The organism is Brevundimonas sp. (assembly GCF_032055285.1).
In the GTDB taxonomy this organism is placed as follows: Bacteria; Pseudomonadota; Alphaproteobacteria; order Caulobacterales; family Caulobacteraceae; genus Brevundimonas.
Genome location: NZ_DAMBRE010000001.1, coordinates 648,176 through 661,016 on the forward strand (window position 1 = coordinate 648,176; position 12,841 = coordinate 661,016).

Here is a 12,841-nt window from a genome sequence, read left to right on the forward strand (position 1 = left end):
TAACGAGCGCCGATGCATGACTAGGGCAATGTCCGCGCCCGCCGTCCTCTATCATTTCGCCTTCCATCCCGGCTCGCGCACGGCGCGTCTGGCGCTGGGCGAGGCGCGCATCGATTTCGGCGAAGAACCGGTCAAGCCGTGGGAAGAGGACTGCCCCCTCTTCGACCTGAATCCCTCGGGGATGCCGCCGGTCCTAAGCGTGGCCGAAAAGGGCAAGGTCCTGACCCTGTGCGAGACCGACGCCATCCTCGGCTGGATCGAGGACCGCTCCAAGGGCGACGTCCTGATGCCGGCCGATCTGGCCGAACGCGCCGAGGCGCGACGGCTGGCGACCTGGTTCAACCGCCGTTTCATCGACGAGGTGGACGCCGTCCTGCTGCACGAGCGGATGGAAAAGCCCCTGCTGCGGCTGGGCCCGCCCGAGGCGCGGATGCTGCGCGAAGGCCGCGACGCCCTGCGCGTTCATCTGGCCATGCTGGAAGCTCTGGCCGCCGGGCGTGAATGGCTGGCCGGGCGTCGGCTCAGCCAGGCCGATCTGATCGCTGCCGGCCACCTGTCGGTGCTGGACTATTTCGGCGAGATCACCTGGGCCTCCTATCCGTCGCTGAAGACCTGGTACTCCAAACTGAAGTCGCGGCCCTGCTTCCGCACGCTGCTGAGCGATCGTTTCCCCGGCGTCCATCCGGCGACCTGGTACGCCGACCTCGACTTCTGAGGCTAACAGAGGCAAAGGCCCCGTCATGGCGGCCGATCCCCGCATCTTCATCCGACAGCGCGCCGCCGAACTGGGCTTCGGCGTGTGCCGCTTCGCCTCGGCCAGCGCGCCGTGGAGCGCGGGCGAGAAGCTGGCCCACTTCGTCGAGGCCGGGCGGCACGGCGACATGGGCTGGATGGAGACAACGCTGGAGCGCCGCGCCCACCCCACCGCCATGTGGGACGGGGCCAGGACCGCCATCGTCCTGGGCATGAACTACGGCCCCGAGGCCGATCCCCTGCCGGAGTTAGCGGACAAGTCGGCGGGCTATATCTCGGTCTATGCGCGCGGCGACGACTATCACGAGGTCATCAAGGGTCGGCTGAAGATCCTGGCCGGTCAGATGGCGGCGCGGCTGGGGCAGGACGTGAAGGTCTTCGTCGACACCGCCCCCCTGATGGAAAAGCCCTTGGCCCAGCGCGCCGGTCTGGGCTGGCAGGGCAAGCACACCAATCTGCTGAGCCGCACCCACGGCAACTGGCTCTTCCTCGGCGTCATCCTGACCGCCGCCGAGATCGAGGCTGACGAAGCCGAGACCGAACACTGCGGCCGCTGCACCGCCTGTCTGGACGCCTGCCCGACGAACGCCTTTCCCGCGCCCTTCCAGATCGATGCGCGGCGCTGCCTGTCCTACCTCACGATCGAGTTCGCCGACCCTTGGCCGGTCGAGTTCCGCATCGCGGCGGGACCGCGCATCTACGGCTGCGACGACTGTCTGGGCGCCTGTCCGTGGAACAAGTTCGCGCAAGGGGCGTCCGAGGCCCGTCTGCACGCCCGCGACGCCCTGAAGGGACCGAGGCTGGCGGACCTGCTGGCGCTGGACGATCCGGCGTTTCGCGCCCTGTTCACCAAGAGCCCGGTCAAGCGCATCGGGCGGGACCGGTTCATTCGCAATGTGCTCTATGCGGCGGGGAACTCCTGTGACGCCGCGTTGATCGCCCCGGTCGAGGCCCTGCTGGACGACCCGACGCCTGTGGTGCGCGGGGCGGCGGTCTGGGCCCTGTCGCGGCTGGATGGCGAGCGGTTCGAAGCCCTGCGCGAGAGGCGGCTGGCGGGGGAAAAGGACGAAACGGTTAGAGCGGAGTGGCGCACGCCTCTCCCTCCCCTTCATGGGGAGGGTGGCTGAGCCTGAAAGGTGAAGCCGGGTGGGGGCGTTTCAGCAAATCAGACACAGCGCTCCATATTGCCACGTCCTCCCCACCCGGTCGCTACGCGACCACCCTCCCCATGAAGGGGAGGAAGAAACGTCAGACGTCCGCCGAGCCCACGCCGCGTCCGCCGCCCGGCACCTGGGCCACGTCAAGCAGCTTCAGCCGGAACACCAGGACGGCGTTGCCCGGAATCATCGGCGGGCCGCCCGCTTCGCCATAGCCCAGCTCGGGCGGCAGATAGAGGACCCATTCGTCGCCGGGTTTCATCAGTTGCAGGGCCTCGGTCCAGCCGGGCACCACGCCCTCGGGCGAGAAGACCGCCGGAGCGCCGCGCTTGAAGGAACTGTCGAACACCGTGCCGTCAGTCAGGCTGCCCTCGTAGTCGACACGCACCAGATCGTTGCGGTCAGGATGGACACCGCCCGCCGGGCCGCTGGCGACCACCTTGTACTGCAGGCCTGACGGCAGGGTCTGCACCCCTTCCGCCGAGGCGTTGGTCTTCATGAAGGCGGCGGCTTCTTCCGCGTTCTTCGCCAGATCCGCGCCGGACATGGCGGGCTGGCGGTTGCAGGCGGCGACCGCCAACAGGATGGCGGCGGATGCCGCGATCAGTGCGGGCCTAGCCCATGCGAAGTTCATAGCCACGTTCCTTGAGGGCTTCGCCGATTTCCTCGGCATGTCGGGCGTCGCGGGTCTCAACCATGATGTCGAACTCCGCCCCCTTGGCCGGCACGTCCAGCGCCAGCCGGTTGTGCACGACGTCGATGATGTTGCCGCCCAGTCCGCCGATCACGGCGGCCATTGCCGACAGCATGCCCGGGCGGTCGTCACCCAGAATGCGATAGACGATCAGGCGCTTCTCGCGAACCATTTCGCGGTTCAGCACCACGGCCAGCATGCGGGCGTCGATATTGCCGCCGGTCAGTTCGATGCCGACCTTCATGCCCTTGAAGCGCTCCGGGTTCGCCAGAATGGCGGCCAGACCGCCGGCCCCGGCGCCCTCGGCCACCGTCTTCTCCAGAGTCGCCAGCAGGGCCACGCCCTTTTCGAAATCGGCCTCTTCGCAGACGAAGACCTCGTCGATCAGGCTGTCGGCCAGCTTGAAGGGGATCTCCCCCACGGCCTTGATGGCGATGCCTTCGGCGATGGTTTGCCCGCTGCATTTGGCCGGTTCGCCGCGCCGGCGAGCGGTGAAGGAGGGATAGCGCGCGGCCTCGACGCCGAAGACCTTGATGTCCGGCTTCATCGCCTTGGCGGCGATGGCGCTGCCCGCGATCAGGCCGCCGCCGCCGATGGGAATGATAAGGGCGTCCAGATCCGGCGCATCCTCGACGAACTCCAGCCCGCAGACGCCCTGACCCGCCACGATGCCCTCGTCGTCGAAGGCCGAGACGAAGACATAGCCATGCTCGGCCTGAAGCCGCCTGGCCTCCTCGGTCGAGCCGGAGAAGTCGAGGCCGTGGATGACCACATTAGCGCCGTGGGCGCGGGTGCCGTCCACCTTCACGAAGGGAGTGCCCTCAGGCATGACGATGGTCACGGGCACGCCGAGGCGGCCGCCGTGATAGGCCAGGGCCTGGGCGTGGTTGCCCGCCGAGGCGGCGACGACGCCGCGCTTCATTTCTTCCGGCGTCAGCTGCAGCAGCCGGTTAAGGGCGCCACGCTCCTTGAAGCTGCCGGTGAAGTGCAGGTTGTCGTACTTGATCCAGATCTCGGCGCCGGTCAGCTGGGACAGGCGGCGGGAATAGCGGACGGGGGTGCGGTCGACCTGACCGGCGATGCGTGACTGCGCCGCGCGGATGTCGTCGATGGTGACGGTCATGAAGCCCCTGAAAACGTTTCTCGGCCGGTCTCTGCGTCCGGTCTCCGGCGCCCTTTTGGCCCAGGCCGCGACGCCGGGCAACCTTGACTCGTCTCGCCTTCGGGCGTCATTCCCGTGGAGCTTGAAACGCGTTCCGGGAGCCCCCTCCATGTCGATCCGTCGCCCTTCCCTCGCCCTCGCCGCCGTTCTGGCCGGCGCCCTGGCGCTCGGCGCCTGCGCCACCACGCCGATGGGCGGCGCGACCGGCGCCGGTTCGACCGAGTTCAGCGCCGACGCCTTTGCCTGGTCGGCCCGTGCGGGCCAGGCCTCGATCGAGGGCCGGGTCGCCTTCGCCCAGGACGGCAAGAGTTTCCATTGCGTCGGCAATGTCGGCCTGATCCCCGACACCGGCTACACCCGCGCCCGCATGCAGCGCCTCTATGGCTCGACCGAGCGCGCAGCCGTGCCAGCCGCCGTGGTGCGCGCCCGCTCGGCCGGAGAACAGGGCGCCGACTATCGCTCGTTCGAACGCGCCCAGCCCTGCGCCGCCGACGCCTTCCGCTTCACCGGCCTGCCGGACGGCAGCTGGTTCCTGATCTCGCCGGTCAAGGCGGGAGACGACATCATGGTGGTGATGAAGCGCGTCCAGACGCGCGGCGGGCGCATGGTCAGCGTCACCCTCGGAAGTTAAACCGACCAGGGGACCGGCGTTCGCCATCCTTTGGCCTTATCGGGCCGCTCTGTGAACTGATCCACTCCTGGACAGTCGGGGAGCGCGTTCTTGTCCCAGCACAACATCATCGGCTCAGAGGCCTTCACCAAGGGGCCCTTCGTCATCATTCGCGGCGTCAAGTCCGGCGGATTCCGGCGGCGCCGTTCGCGCTCGCTTGCGGCCTATGCCGTGGTTGCGGTTCTGGCGCTCTCGGCTGGCGCAGCGGCGGCGGCCTTTGCGCTCGGCCCCCTGCTGGTCCAGGCCGACGCCGCCGAGGTCTCGGCTCCTGCACCTGCGCCGACAGCTGTCACGCCGACGCCTGCTGTCGTCGGCGTTTCGTCTCCAGCCGCTTAAGATCGATCGCCCCTCAAGGGCCGACAAAGCTCAAGGCCTCGGCGAACAATTCGCCGCGACTGCGCACGCCCAACTTCTGATAGGCGTGCTTCAGATGGGTGCGCAGGGTCTCGATCGAGATGTCCAGCGCCTGAGCGATCCGGCCCGTCTCCGCCCCGGCCAGCAGCATCTCGACGATCCGTCCTTCGGAAGGCGTCAGAAGGTGGTTCTCGATCAGGGCCTGAAAACGGACTTCGCCACGCGCTCGTTGCAAGGTCAATCCGATCAGCGCCTTGGGGGGAGCGCAGACTTCGCGCGCCCAGGCCACCCAATGACGCCCGCCTTCGCCCGGCACCACCGAGCAGGCTGCGTCCTCTGGTCGAGCCCCGCAGACCAGGCTGGCGACGATCGGCGAACGCGGCGCCAGTCGGCCATCGATCACCTCAAACGCATCGCCGTCGTCGCGCATGACCCGCGCCGCTTCATTCATCCAAAGGACGTCCAGATCGCGCGTGACGATCAACCGCGCGCGTCGCTCGCCATCGATCCAGTTGGCCAAGGCGCGACCGCACATCTCGTTGGCGTCCGCCTCGAGCGCCGACGCACTCCGCCGATCACGCGCAGCGCGGCGATCAACCGCGAACCAGAACGGCTCCTGCGGCGCACTCGGGGCGCGCCCAAACTCTACAGAACCCTGCCTCACACCGACGCTCCAAGTTCTGGTCGCCCCCGTCCGACCGGTTGTCGCACCACCACTGACGCAACGCCGTATTCCTGACAAATTTCAACATACCTCAAAATATTCCCAAAGACACCCCACAGATTGGTGATATTTCAATTGAAGGTTTTATAATATTGTAGCGTTAAGAACAGAAAGACCCGCACGTCACCGACGCATTGACTCAATCAATACTGTAATTGACAGGCGATTTCGTCAAAACGAAGTGAAATATCGATTACTAATAGAAGGTTAACAGATCAAAACATTGAGTTTTAATGATTTTTTCTAGAGTCGCCTCCAGCCACGCTTGACCGCCAAAAGTAGAAGGGCTCTCGGCATCTCGGAAAATTCGTTCCAGCCCTCGCCCGCAGAGCCAAGGGAGCGCAGCCTGCCTCCCGCATTCGCGTGCGACGCAGCGCCCTTTCAGACCCCGACGCCTCGATCGCCACCACCGCATTTGCGGGATCGACACGTCAAAGGGCGGGCCGGGCGGCGACACTTCGTCGTCGCTCAAACATGGGCGCTTCGGCGCGACGGCCTCGACGCGGAACAGCACGCCCCCCAGCGTTCCGCACGACCGGAGTCGTCGCCGGAGCGCCAGGCCTGCCTCATCCCGCGGACGACTGCTCCGCTTCCACTCGCTGATAACCCGCGTCGATGACAGCGAGCATGGCCTGGGCGGCGCCCGCCTCATCTCGCGCGGCGATCCGTTCAACGATCCGGGCGTGAGCCTCGACCGTTTCATGATGCAGAGCCGGCGCCTGGGTCGGCGGGCTGAGCGTGAAGGCTTCCAGCAAGGCCGTTTCGATCACCCCCGCCACCGAGCGGATCATCGGGTTCTGCGAGGCCGCGCCGATGGCCAGATGCAGAGCCAGGTCGGCGCGAGCGAACTCATGGGCTGACGCCGCCTCGCGACGCATCCAGTCGAGCGCTGCGCGCATGGCGGCGAGGTCCGCCTCGGTGCGGTGGCGCGCGGCCAGGGAGGCGGCCGTCGGCTCCAGGCTGCGCCTGACCTCGGCCAGGTGTTGTCGGAACTGGGCGTCCATGCCGATGGCGACGCGCCAGGTCAAAACCTCCTTGTCGAAGAAGTTCCAGTGGACGCTGTCGCTGACCCGCGTGCCGACCCGGGTCTTCACGTTCAGGAACCCCTTGGCCGACAGGGTCTTGAGCGCCTCGCGCAAGGCGGTGCGCGATACGCCGAACCGTTCCAGCAGATCCGCTTCCAGCGGCAGCTTGTCGCCGGGCTCCAGGGCGCCCGTCAGGATGTCCTGCGCCAGGGCGCGCACGATCTGGTCGTGAGCCGAGACCACGTGACCGCTCGCACGGGTCGAAGCGGGCGAAGAAGCAGGCGAGGACATATCCATGTCTGTTCCTCTAGCGGTCTGGTCGTTTCGGCGCAAAGGCGCTGGCCAATCATTAGTATTATGATATTCACAATGCGTCGCCAACCTTCGACGACGTTCAGCCTGCCGCGCCCCATGACCCAGTCTTCGCCCAAGCCGCTGCGCAGCCGCGCCTGGTTCGACAATCCGTCCAACCCCGACATGACGGCCCTCTATCTGGAGCGGTATCTGAACTACGGGCTGACGCTGGAGGAGTTGCGCTCGGGCAAGCCGATCATCGGCATCGCCCAGACGGGGTCGGACCTCAGCCCCTGCAACCGCCACCACCTCGAACTGGCCAAGCGGGTGCGCGAAGGCATCCGCGAGGCGGGCGGCGTCGCCCTGGAATTCCCGGTCCACCCCATTCAGGAAACCGGCAAGCGCCCGACCGCCGGGTTGGACCGCAACCTGGCCTACATGGGTCTGGTCGAGCTGCTGTACGGCTATCCGATCGACGGGGTGGTCCTGACCATCGGTTGCGACAAGACCACGCCCGCCTGCCTGATGGCGGCGGCGACCGTGGACATTCCCGCCATCGCCCTGTCGGTCGGCCCCATGCTGAACGGCTGGCACAAGGGCGAGCGCGTCGGCTCGGGCACCATCATCTGGAAGGCCCGCGAGATGATGGCGGCGGGCGAGATCGGCTATGAGGAATTCATCGATCTGGTCGCCACCTCGGCGCCCTCGGTCGGCTATTGCAACACCATGGGGACGGCGACGACGATGAACTCGCTGGCCGAGGCCCTGGGCATGTCCCTGCCCGGTTCGGCGGCCATCCCCGCCCCCTATCGTGAACGGCCCCAGGTCGCCTACCTGACCGGCAAGCGCATCGTCGACATGGTCCATGAGGACCTGAAGCCATCCGACATCCTGACCCGCGAGGCGTTCGAAAACGCCATCGTCGTCAACTCGGCCATCGGCGGCTCGACCAACGCCCCGATCCACCTGACCGCCCTGGCGCGCCACGCGGGCGTCGACCTGCCGCTACAGGCCTGGGAGGAGATCGGCCACAAGACGCCCCTGTTGGTGAACCTGCAGCCCGCCGGCAAGTATCTGGGCGAGGACTTTCATCAGGCCGGCGGCGTCCCCGCCGTGGTGGCCGAACTGATGCGCCGCGGCCAGATCCACCAGGACGCCCTGACGGTCAACGGCCGCACCATCGGCGACAACTGCCGGGACGCCGACGTCGTCCTGCCCGACGTCATCCGCGACTTCGACACGGCCCTGGTGAACGACGCGGGCTTCCTGGTCCTGTCGGGCAATGTCTTCGACAGCGCCATCATGAAGACCAGCGTCATCAGCCCCGAGTTCCGCGACCGCTATCTGTCCGATCCGGCCAGCCCCGACGCCTTCACCGGCGATGTCGTCGTCTTCGACGGCCCCGAGGATTATCATCACCGCATCGATGATCCGGCCGAAGGCATCACCCCCGACAGCATCCTGGTGATGCGCGGCGCCGGTCCCGTCGGCCACCCGGGCGCGGCCGAGGTCGTCAACATGCGGCCGCCCGCCTATCTGATCAAACAGGGCGTCCACGCCCTGCCCTGCATCGGCGACGGGCGCCAGTCCGGCACCTCGGGTTCGCCCTCGATCCTGAACGCCTCGCCCGAGGCGGCGACCGGCGGGAACATCGCCCTGCTGAAGACCGGCGACCGGATGCGCATCGACCTGAATACGCGCCGCGTCGACGTTCTGATCGACGAGACCGAGATGGCCGCACGCCGCGCCGCCTTCGAGGCCGCCGGGGGCTACCAGTATCCGGCGTCGCAGACCCCCTGGCAGGAGTTCCAGCGCGGCATGATCGGCGAGCTTGAGACGGGCGCCGTGCTGGAGCCCGCCGTCAAGTATCACCGCATCGTCGACACCCTGGGCCTGCCCCGTGACAACCACTAGGGAATGAGCAGCCGCCGCATCGAGGGCGCCGCCGCGATCAGGTCGCGGGTCACCAGGGCGGCGAAGAAGTCCGCGCCCTCGCGCCCGACATGGGTGTAGTCGAACGCGACGCGCGCCTGGCCCAGCGGCTCGACCGCCGCATTGTTCTGGGCCGCAGCGGGCGCGCCCGGCGCGACGGGAACTCCGGTGCTGGAGGCGATGGTCGTGCCGGTCAGCAGGGCCGCGGCGACTTCGGGCGACGGCGCGGCCTGAGCGAAGCGGGCCGACATGGCCGGACCGAGCGCCTGAACCGTCTCGGCGCTGGCGCGGTTCAGATCGACGAGAGGCGTATTGGTCTCGGCCGCCACGGCCCGCACCGCCTCGGCCCAGGGCTCCAGATCGTTCTGCAGGCGCCCATCGACGAACTGGCGACGGACCAGGGGCGTCAGCAGGACAGGCGTCGCGCCGCGCGCCCGCGTCTCGGCGACGTAGCGTTTCAGATTGGCGGGAAACTCGGTCGCCAGATCGGTCGAGCGCCCCGGCTTGCCCGGCTGGTCGTTGTGACCGAACTGGATCAGGACGTAGGTCGCCGTAAACCCCGGCGTCGCCATCTCGGACAGGGCCAGGTCCCACGACCCTTCGGCGATATAGCTGCCCGAACTGCGCCCGCCGCGCGCCAGGTTCACGCAGGCCGCAAACGAAGTGACATGATAGGCGCAGAAGCTTGGCCCCCAGCCACCGACGACCGCCGTGGTGGAATCCCCCACCAGGATGATCTTCGACGCGCGGATCGGCTGGACAGGCGGTGCTTCGGCCGTAGGGGTCTGCACGGCGGCGAGGCTCAGGGCTGCGGTCAGGGCGGCGATCATTTCAGGTCTCCGAAGCGGTGATGCGGGCGGTCAGGGTCAGGACGCCGCCGGGCGCCAGCACGGTCAGGCCGCTCTCCTCGCCCGCCGGGGCGTTATGGGCATCGGGACGATGGGTTACGGGCTCGACGCAGACGAAGCCCTCGCCGCGCGGCGCATAGACCTGGGCCCAGCGGGCGTTCGGCGAGGCGGTCATATCGACCCGCCAGCCGTCGTGAAGCAGCGCCGCGCGCCCATCCCACTCGGCGTAGGCGTGATCGACGAAGGGCGCCTCGGCCACGGCCACGGCCTCGCTCCAGTCGATGAGGTCGGCGGCGTCCGCCAGCCGCTCCGGGATTTCGCGCGCATCCGTCAGCCAGACCTTCGGCGCCGACAGCCGCAGCCGCGTCGCGGGATCGACAGCGAAATAGGGATGCAGGCCGAGCCCGGCGGGCATCGGGGCGGCGTCCTCGTTGGCGAGGCTCAGGCTCATCTCCAGCCCGTCCTCGGTCAAAGCCAGCCGGTGCGAGGCCGTCCAGGCCCAGGGCCATTCCGCCCCGGCCTCGGCGGCCAGGACCAGATCAACCCTCCCGCCGTGGACGCGCAGCACGTTCCACCGCGCGCGCCAGCCGACGCCGTGCAGGGCGTGGGGCGCGAACCCCGGCGTGGCGGGCAGGCGCACCGCCCTTCCCTCAAAGGCGAAGGCGCCGCCGTCGATACGGTTGGCGTAGGGCGCCAACGGGAAGCTGGACGCGGCCAGCGGACTGTCGAGGTTTTCCGGCGCCGGCCGCAGCACGTCGCGTCCGCGCCAGGTCAGAGACGTCATCGAGGCCCCGAGATCAGGGCGCAGGCACAAGGTCCAGTCGCCGCGTTCGATCCTCACAACGCGATCCGGTGTTGCGGCAGGCCGGGCGTCTCGACCCGCAGATGATAGAGGCCGCCCAGCGTCGGCTGCGCCGCGCGCTTGTCGGCGTTCCCCAGCCAGGCTGTGGTGCAATAGAGGTCGCGCCCGTCCGCCCCGCCGAAGGCCGCCTTGGTCACCGTCTGGACGGGAAAAGGGATCGTGCCCAGACGCTGGCCGCCGGGGGCAAGCCGCGCCACGCCCCAGCCGTTGAACAGGCCGACGTGCAGCACCCCATCGGCGTCCATGCTTGGTCCGTCACAATAGCCGTCCTCGGTCACGGCGAAGATGCGCCGGTTCGACAGAACCCCATCCTCATGATCGAAGGCCAGCACCGTCTTCTCCAGCGTGTCGTGATGATAGAGGGTCCGTCCGTCGGGGCTGAGGCAGGGCCCGTTGGTGACCCCGTAGCCGTCGTCGTGGCGGGTCAGTTCGCCCCGGAACCAGCGATAGAGGGCGCCGCTCCGTCCCTGTTCGCTGTCGTCCATCGATCCGAACCACAGGGCGCCGTCGGGGGCGACGAAGCCGTCGTTCAACCGGTTCTGCGGGCGGTCCGTCTCGATCGGCTGGAACAGGGAGAAGTCGCCCATGTCCACGTCGAAACGATAGAGGCCACCGCGCACGCCGCAGATCAGCGAGCCGTCCTCGGCCGGAAGCGCAAAACCGATCTGATCCGGCGCGCCCCACGACGCCTTGTCGCCGGTCCTGGGGTCTTCAGGCGCGGGCGTATAGCGATGCAGCCGCCGCCCCTTGATGTCGACGAACCACAGGCAGGCGCGTGCCGCATCCCACACCGGCCCCTCGCCCAGTTCGGCCTGAACATCCCAGACGAGGGTCGGCGTGGTCATGGCCATCAGCCCGCCGAGTAGCTGGTCTTGATCTGGGTGTAGAATTCGACGGCGGCGAAGCCCTGTTCGCGGGGGCCGTAGGAGGACTTCTTCGTGCCGCCGAAGGGGACGTGATAGTCGACGCCGGCGGTGGCCAGGTTGACCATGGTCATGCCGGCGCGCGCGTTCCTCTGGAAGTCGCGGGCGTGTTTCAGCGACTGGGTGACGATGCCCGCCGACAGGCCGAACTCGACGCCGTTGGCCACGGCCAGGGCTTCCTCGTAGCTGGCCACGCGGATGGTCGAGGCGACGGGGCCGAAGACTTCCTCGGTATTGATGCGCGCGTCCGGCAGGGTGTCGGCGATCAGGGTCGGCTGGACGTACCAGCCCGGCTTGTCGAGCTTCAGACGATCGCCGCCGGTGACAATGCGACCGCCGCCGTCGCGAGCGATGTCAATGTAGTTGTAGGAGACGTCGCGCTGGGCCTCGGTCACCGCCGGGCCCATCTGGGTGTTGGGATCAAGCGCGTCGCCGACGCGAAGCGCCGCCACCTTCTCGGCCAGCAGGGCGACGAAGCGATCATGAATGCCGTCCTGCACGATCAGGCGGCTCGACGCCGTGCAACGCTGGCCGGTGGCGAAGAAGCTGCCGTCCAGGGCGATGTTGACCGCCCGGTCCAGATCGGCGTCGTCGAGAACGATCAGCGGGTTCTTGCCGCCCATTTCCAGCTGCACCCGCGCCTGACGCTTGATCGCGCCCTCGGCCACGCCGGCGCCGACGCCCTGCGAGCCGGTGAAGCTGATGCCGTCAATGCCCGGATGGGCGACGATGGCGCGGCCCACGTCGCCGTCGCCGATGACCATGTTGACCACGCCCCTGGGCAGGCCCGCCTCATGCAGGATGGCGATCAGGGCCTCGGCCGTCGCGGGGGTCGGGCCGGCGGGCTTGATGACGACCGTGTTTCCGAAGGCGATGGCCGGGGCGATCTTCCACGCCGGGATGGCGATGGGGAAGTTCCACGGCGTGATCAGGCCGAAGACCCCGACCGGCTGGCGATAGGTCTGGATCTCCACCCCCGGACGGGTCGAGGCCAGGTTCTGGCCGTGAACCCTCAGGGCCTCGCCGGCGAAATATTTCAGGATGCGGGCGGCGCGCATGGTCTCGCCGATGCCCTCGGGCAGGGTCTTGCCCTCCTCGCGCGACAGCAGGCGGCCGATCTGGGGGGCGCGTTCCATCAGCAGGGACCCGGCCCGGTCCAGCACGTCGAAGCGCGCCTCCGGCGAGGCGTCGGCCCAAGCCGGGAAGGCGGCGCGTGCGGCCTGGACCGCCTGATCCACCTCGGCCGCCCCGCCCTTGGGCGTGCGGGCGACGACGTCGCGCGTGTCGGACGGATTCAGGCTCTCGCCCGACAGATCCCCGCCCACCTTCTCGCCGCCGATCCAGTGCGAAAGCTCAAGCGTGTCCGTCATGGGAAGGTCCTTTCATTGAGGCTGCGGGGCGACGGGGGAGCGTCGCCCCGCCTTCGGGGAGATCAAGTAGCAG

Annotated in this window: 13 protein-coding genes; 5 read left to right on the plus strand and 8 right to left on the minus strand. The window is 68.2% G+C overall.

The genetic code is table 11. The annotated features are described in order from the left end of the window. Positions 1-28: 28 nt before the first annotated feature. Both RTY13_RS03270 and queG read left to right on the plus strand, forming a co-directional pair. A complete protein-coding gene (locus RTY13_RS03270; protein WP_312781098.1) occupies positions 29-715 on the plus strand; it encodes a glutathione S-transferase family protein in 687 nt (228 codons plus the stop codon). A gap of 25 nt (positions 716-740) precedes the next feature. Further along, the gene (gene queG / locus RTY13_RS03275; protein WP_312781100.1) at positions 741-1,880 is read left to right on the plus strand and encodes a tRNA epoxyqueuosine(34) reductase QueG; all 1,140 of its coding nucleotides are present in this window, start codon (positions 741-743) and stop codon (positions 1,878-1,880) included. 121 nt (positions 1,881-2,001) lie between these two features. On the opposite strand, the gene RTY13_RS03280 is transcribed toward queG, so the two are convergent. Continuing rightward, positions 2,002-2,544, minus strand: a complete 543-nt coding sequence (locus tag RTY13_RS03280) for an FKBP-type peptidyl-prolyl cis-trans isomerase (protein ID WP_312781102.1) — start codon at positions 2,542-2,544, stop codon at positions 2,002-2,004. Further along, positions 2,525-3,727, minus strand: a complete 1,203-nt coding sequence (locus RTY13_RS03285; protein ID WP_312781103.1) for a threonine ammonia-lyase — start codon at positions 3,725-3,727, stop codon at positions 2,525-2,527. Before RTY13_RS03285 ends, RTY13_RS03280 begins: the two co-directional genes overlap by 20 nt. A 148-nt stretch (positions 3,728-3,875) precedes the next feature. Here RTY13_RS03285 and RTY13_RS03290 point away from each other — a divergent pair, with 148 nt between their 5' ends. Together RTY13_RS03290 and RTY13_RS03295 are read left to right on the plus strand one after the other, a co-directional pair. Further along, positions 3,876-4,397, plus strand: coding sequence for a hypothetical protein (locus RTY13_RS03290; RefSeq protein ID WP_312781104.1), 522 nt, complete (start codon positions 3,876-3,878; stop codon positions 4,395-4,397). 90 nt (positions 4,398-4,487) lie between these two features. Then, positions 4,488-4,772, plus strand: coding sequence for a hypothetical protein (locus RTY13_RS03295; protein ID WP_312781106.1), 285 nt, complete (start codon positions 4,488-4,490; stop codon positions 4,770-4,772). A gap of 13 nt (positions 4,773-4,785) precedes the next feature. Here RTY13_RS03295 and RTY13_RS03300 read toward each other — a convergent pair whose 3' ends face one another. Together RTY13_RS03300 and RTY13_RS03305 are read right to left on the minus strand one after the other, a co-directional pair. Next, positions 4,786-5,325: a helix-turn-helix transcriptional regulator gene (locus RTY13_RS03300; RefSeq protein WP_312781107.1), complete on the minus strand. Its 540-nt coding sequence runs from the start codon at positions 5,323-5,325 to the stop codon at positions 4,786-4,788. 755 nt (positions 5,326-6,080) lie between these two features. After that, complete coding sequence (locus RTY13_RS03305) at positions 6,081-6,836, minus strand: FadR/GntR family transcriptional regulator (protein WP_312781108.1); 756 nt, start codon at positions 6,834-6,836, stop codon at positions 6,081-6,083. 114 nt (positions 6,837-6,950) lie between these two features. On the opposite strand from RTY13_RS03305, the gene RTY13_RS03310 reads away from it, so the two are divergent. Next, a complete protein-coding gene (locus RTY13_RS03310; protein ID WP_312781781.1) occupies positions 6,951-8,747 on the plus strand; it encodes an IlvD/Edd family dehydratase in 1,797 nt (598 codons plus the stop codon). On the opposite strand, the gene RTY13_RS03315 is transcribed toward RTY13_RS03310, so the two are convergent. Genes RTY13_RS03315 through RTY13_RS03330 form a run of 4 tightly spaced genes read right to left on the minus strand, consistent with a single transcriptional unit; the run spans position 8,744 to position 12,768 of the window. Next, on the minus strand, positions 8,744-9,595 hold the full coding sequence (locus RTY13_RS03315) for a rhamnogalacturonan acetylesterase (RefSeq protein ID WP_312781110.1): 852 nt from the start codon (positions 9,593-9,595) through the stop codon (positions 8,744-8,746). The two genes, RTY13_RS03310 and RTY13_RS03315, sit on opposite strands and share 4 nt — an antisense overlap. A 1-nt stretch (position 9,596) precedes the next feature. Next, the gene (locus RTY13_RS03320) at positions 9,597-10,454 is read right to left on the minus strand and encodes an aldose 1-epimerase (protein WP_312781111.1); all 858 of its coding nucleotides are present in this window, start codon (positions 10,452-10,454) and stop codon (positions 9,597-9,599) included. Then, a complete protein-coding gene (locus RTY13_RS03325; RefSeq protein ID WP_312781113.1) occupies positions 10,451-11,320 on the minus strand; it encodes an SMP-30/gluconolactonase/LRE family protein in 870 nt (289 codons plus the stop codon). Before RTY13_RS03325 ends, RTY13_RS03320 begins: the two co-directional genes overlap by 4 nt. A 5-nt stretch (positions 11,321-11,325) precedes the next feature. Continuing rightward, complete coding sequence (locus RTY13_RS03330; RefSeq protein ID WP_312781114.1) at positions 11,326-12,768, minus strand: aldehyde dehydrogenase family protein; 1,443 nt, start codon at positions 12,766-12,768, stop codon at positions 11,326-11,328. Positions 12,769-12,841 lie beyond the last annotated feature (73 nt).

Bases quoted from the DNA above. Each gene is read 5' to 3' on its own strand.
- RTY13_RS03270 (WP_312781098.1), top strand. From the start codon at position 29: ATGTCCGCGCCCGCCGTCCTCTATCATTTCGCCTTCCATCCCGGCTCG.
- RTY13_RS03285 (WP_312781103.1), bottom strand. From the start codon at position 3,727: ATGACCGTCACCATCGACGACATCCGCGCGGCGCAGTCACGCATCGCC.
- queG (WP_312781100.1), top strand. From the start codon at position 741: ATGGCGGCCGATCCCCGCATCTTCATCCGACAGCGCGCCGCCGAACTG.
- RTY13_RS03290 (WP_312781104.1), top strand. From the start codon at position 3,876: ATGTCGATCCGTCGCCCTTCCCTCGCCCTCGCCGCCGTTCTGGCCGGC.
- RTY13_RS03315 (WP_312781110.1), bottom strand. From the start codon at position 9,595: ATGATCGCCGCCCTGACCGCAGCCCTGAGCCTCGCCGCCGTGCAGACC.
- RTY13_RS03280 (WP_312781102.1), bottom strand. From the start codon at position 2,544: ATGAACTTCGCATGGGCTAGGCCCGCACTGATCGCGGCATCCGCCGCC.
- RTY13_RS03300 (WP_312781107.1), bottom strand. From the start codon at position 5,325: ATGTGCGGTCGCGCCTTGGCCAACTGGATCGATGGCGAGCGACGCGCG.
- RTY13_RS03325 (WP_312781113.1), bottom strand. From the start codon at position 11,320: ATGACCACGCCGACCCTCGTCTGGGATGTTCAGGCCGAACTGGGCGAG.
- RTY13_RS03305 (WP_312781108.1), bottom strand. From the start codon at position 6,836: ATGGATATGTCCTCGCCTGCTTCTTCGCCCGCTTCGACCCGTGCGAGC.
- RTY13_RS03310 (WP_312781781.1), top strand. From the start codon at position 6,951: ATGACCCAGTCTTCGCCCAAGCCGCTGCGCAGCCGCGCCTGGTTCGAC.
- RTY13_RS03330 (WP_312781114.1), bottom strand. From the start codon at position 12,768: ATGACGGACACGCTTGAGCTTTCGCACTGGATCGGCGGCGAGAAGGTG.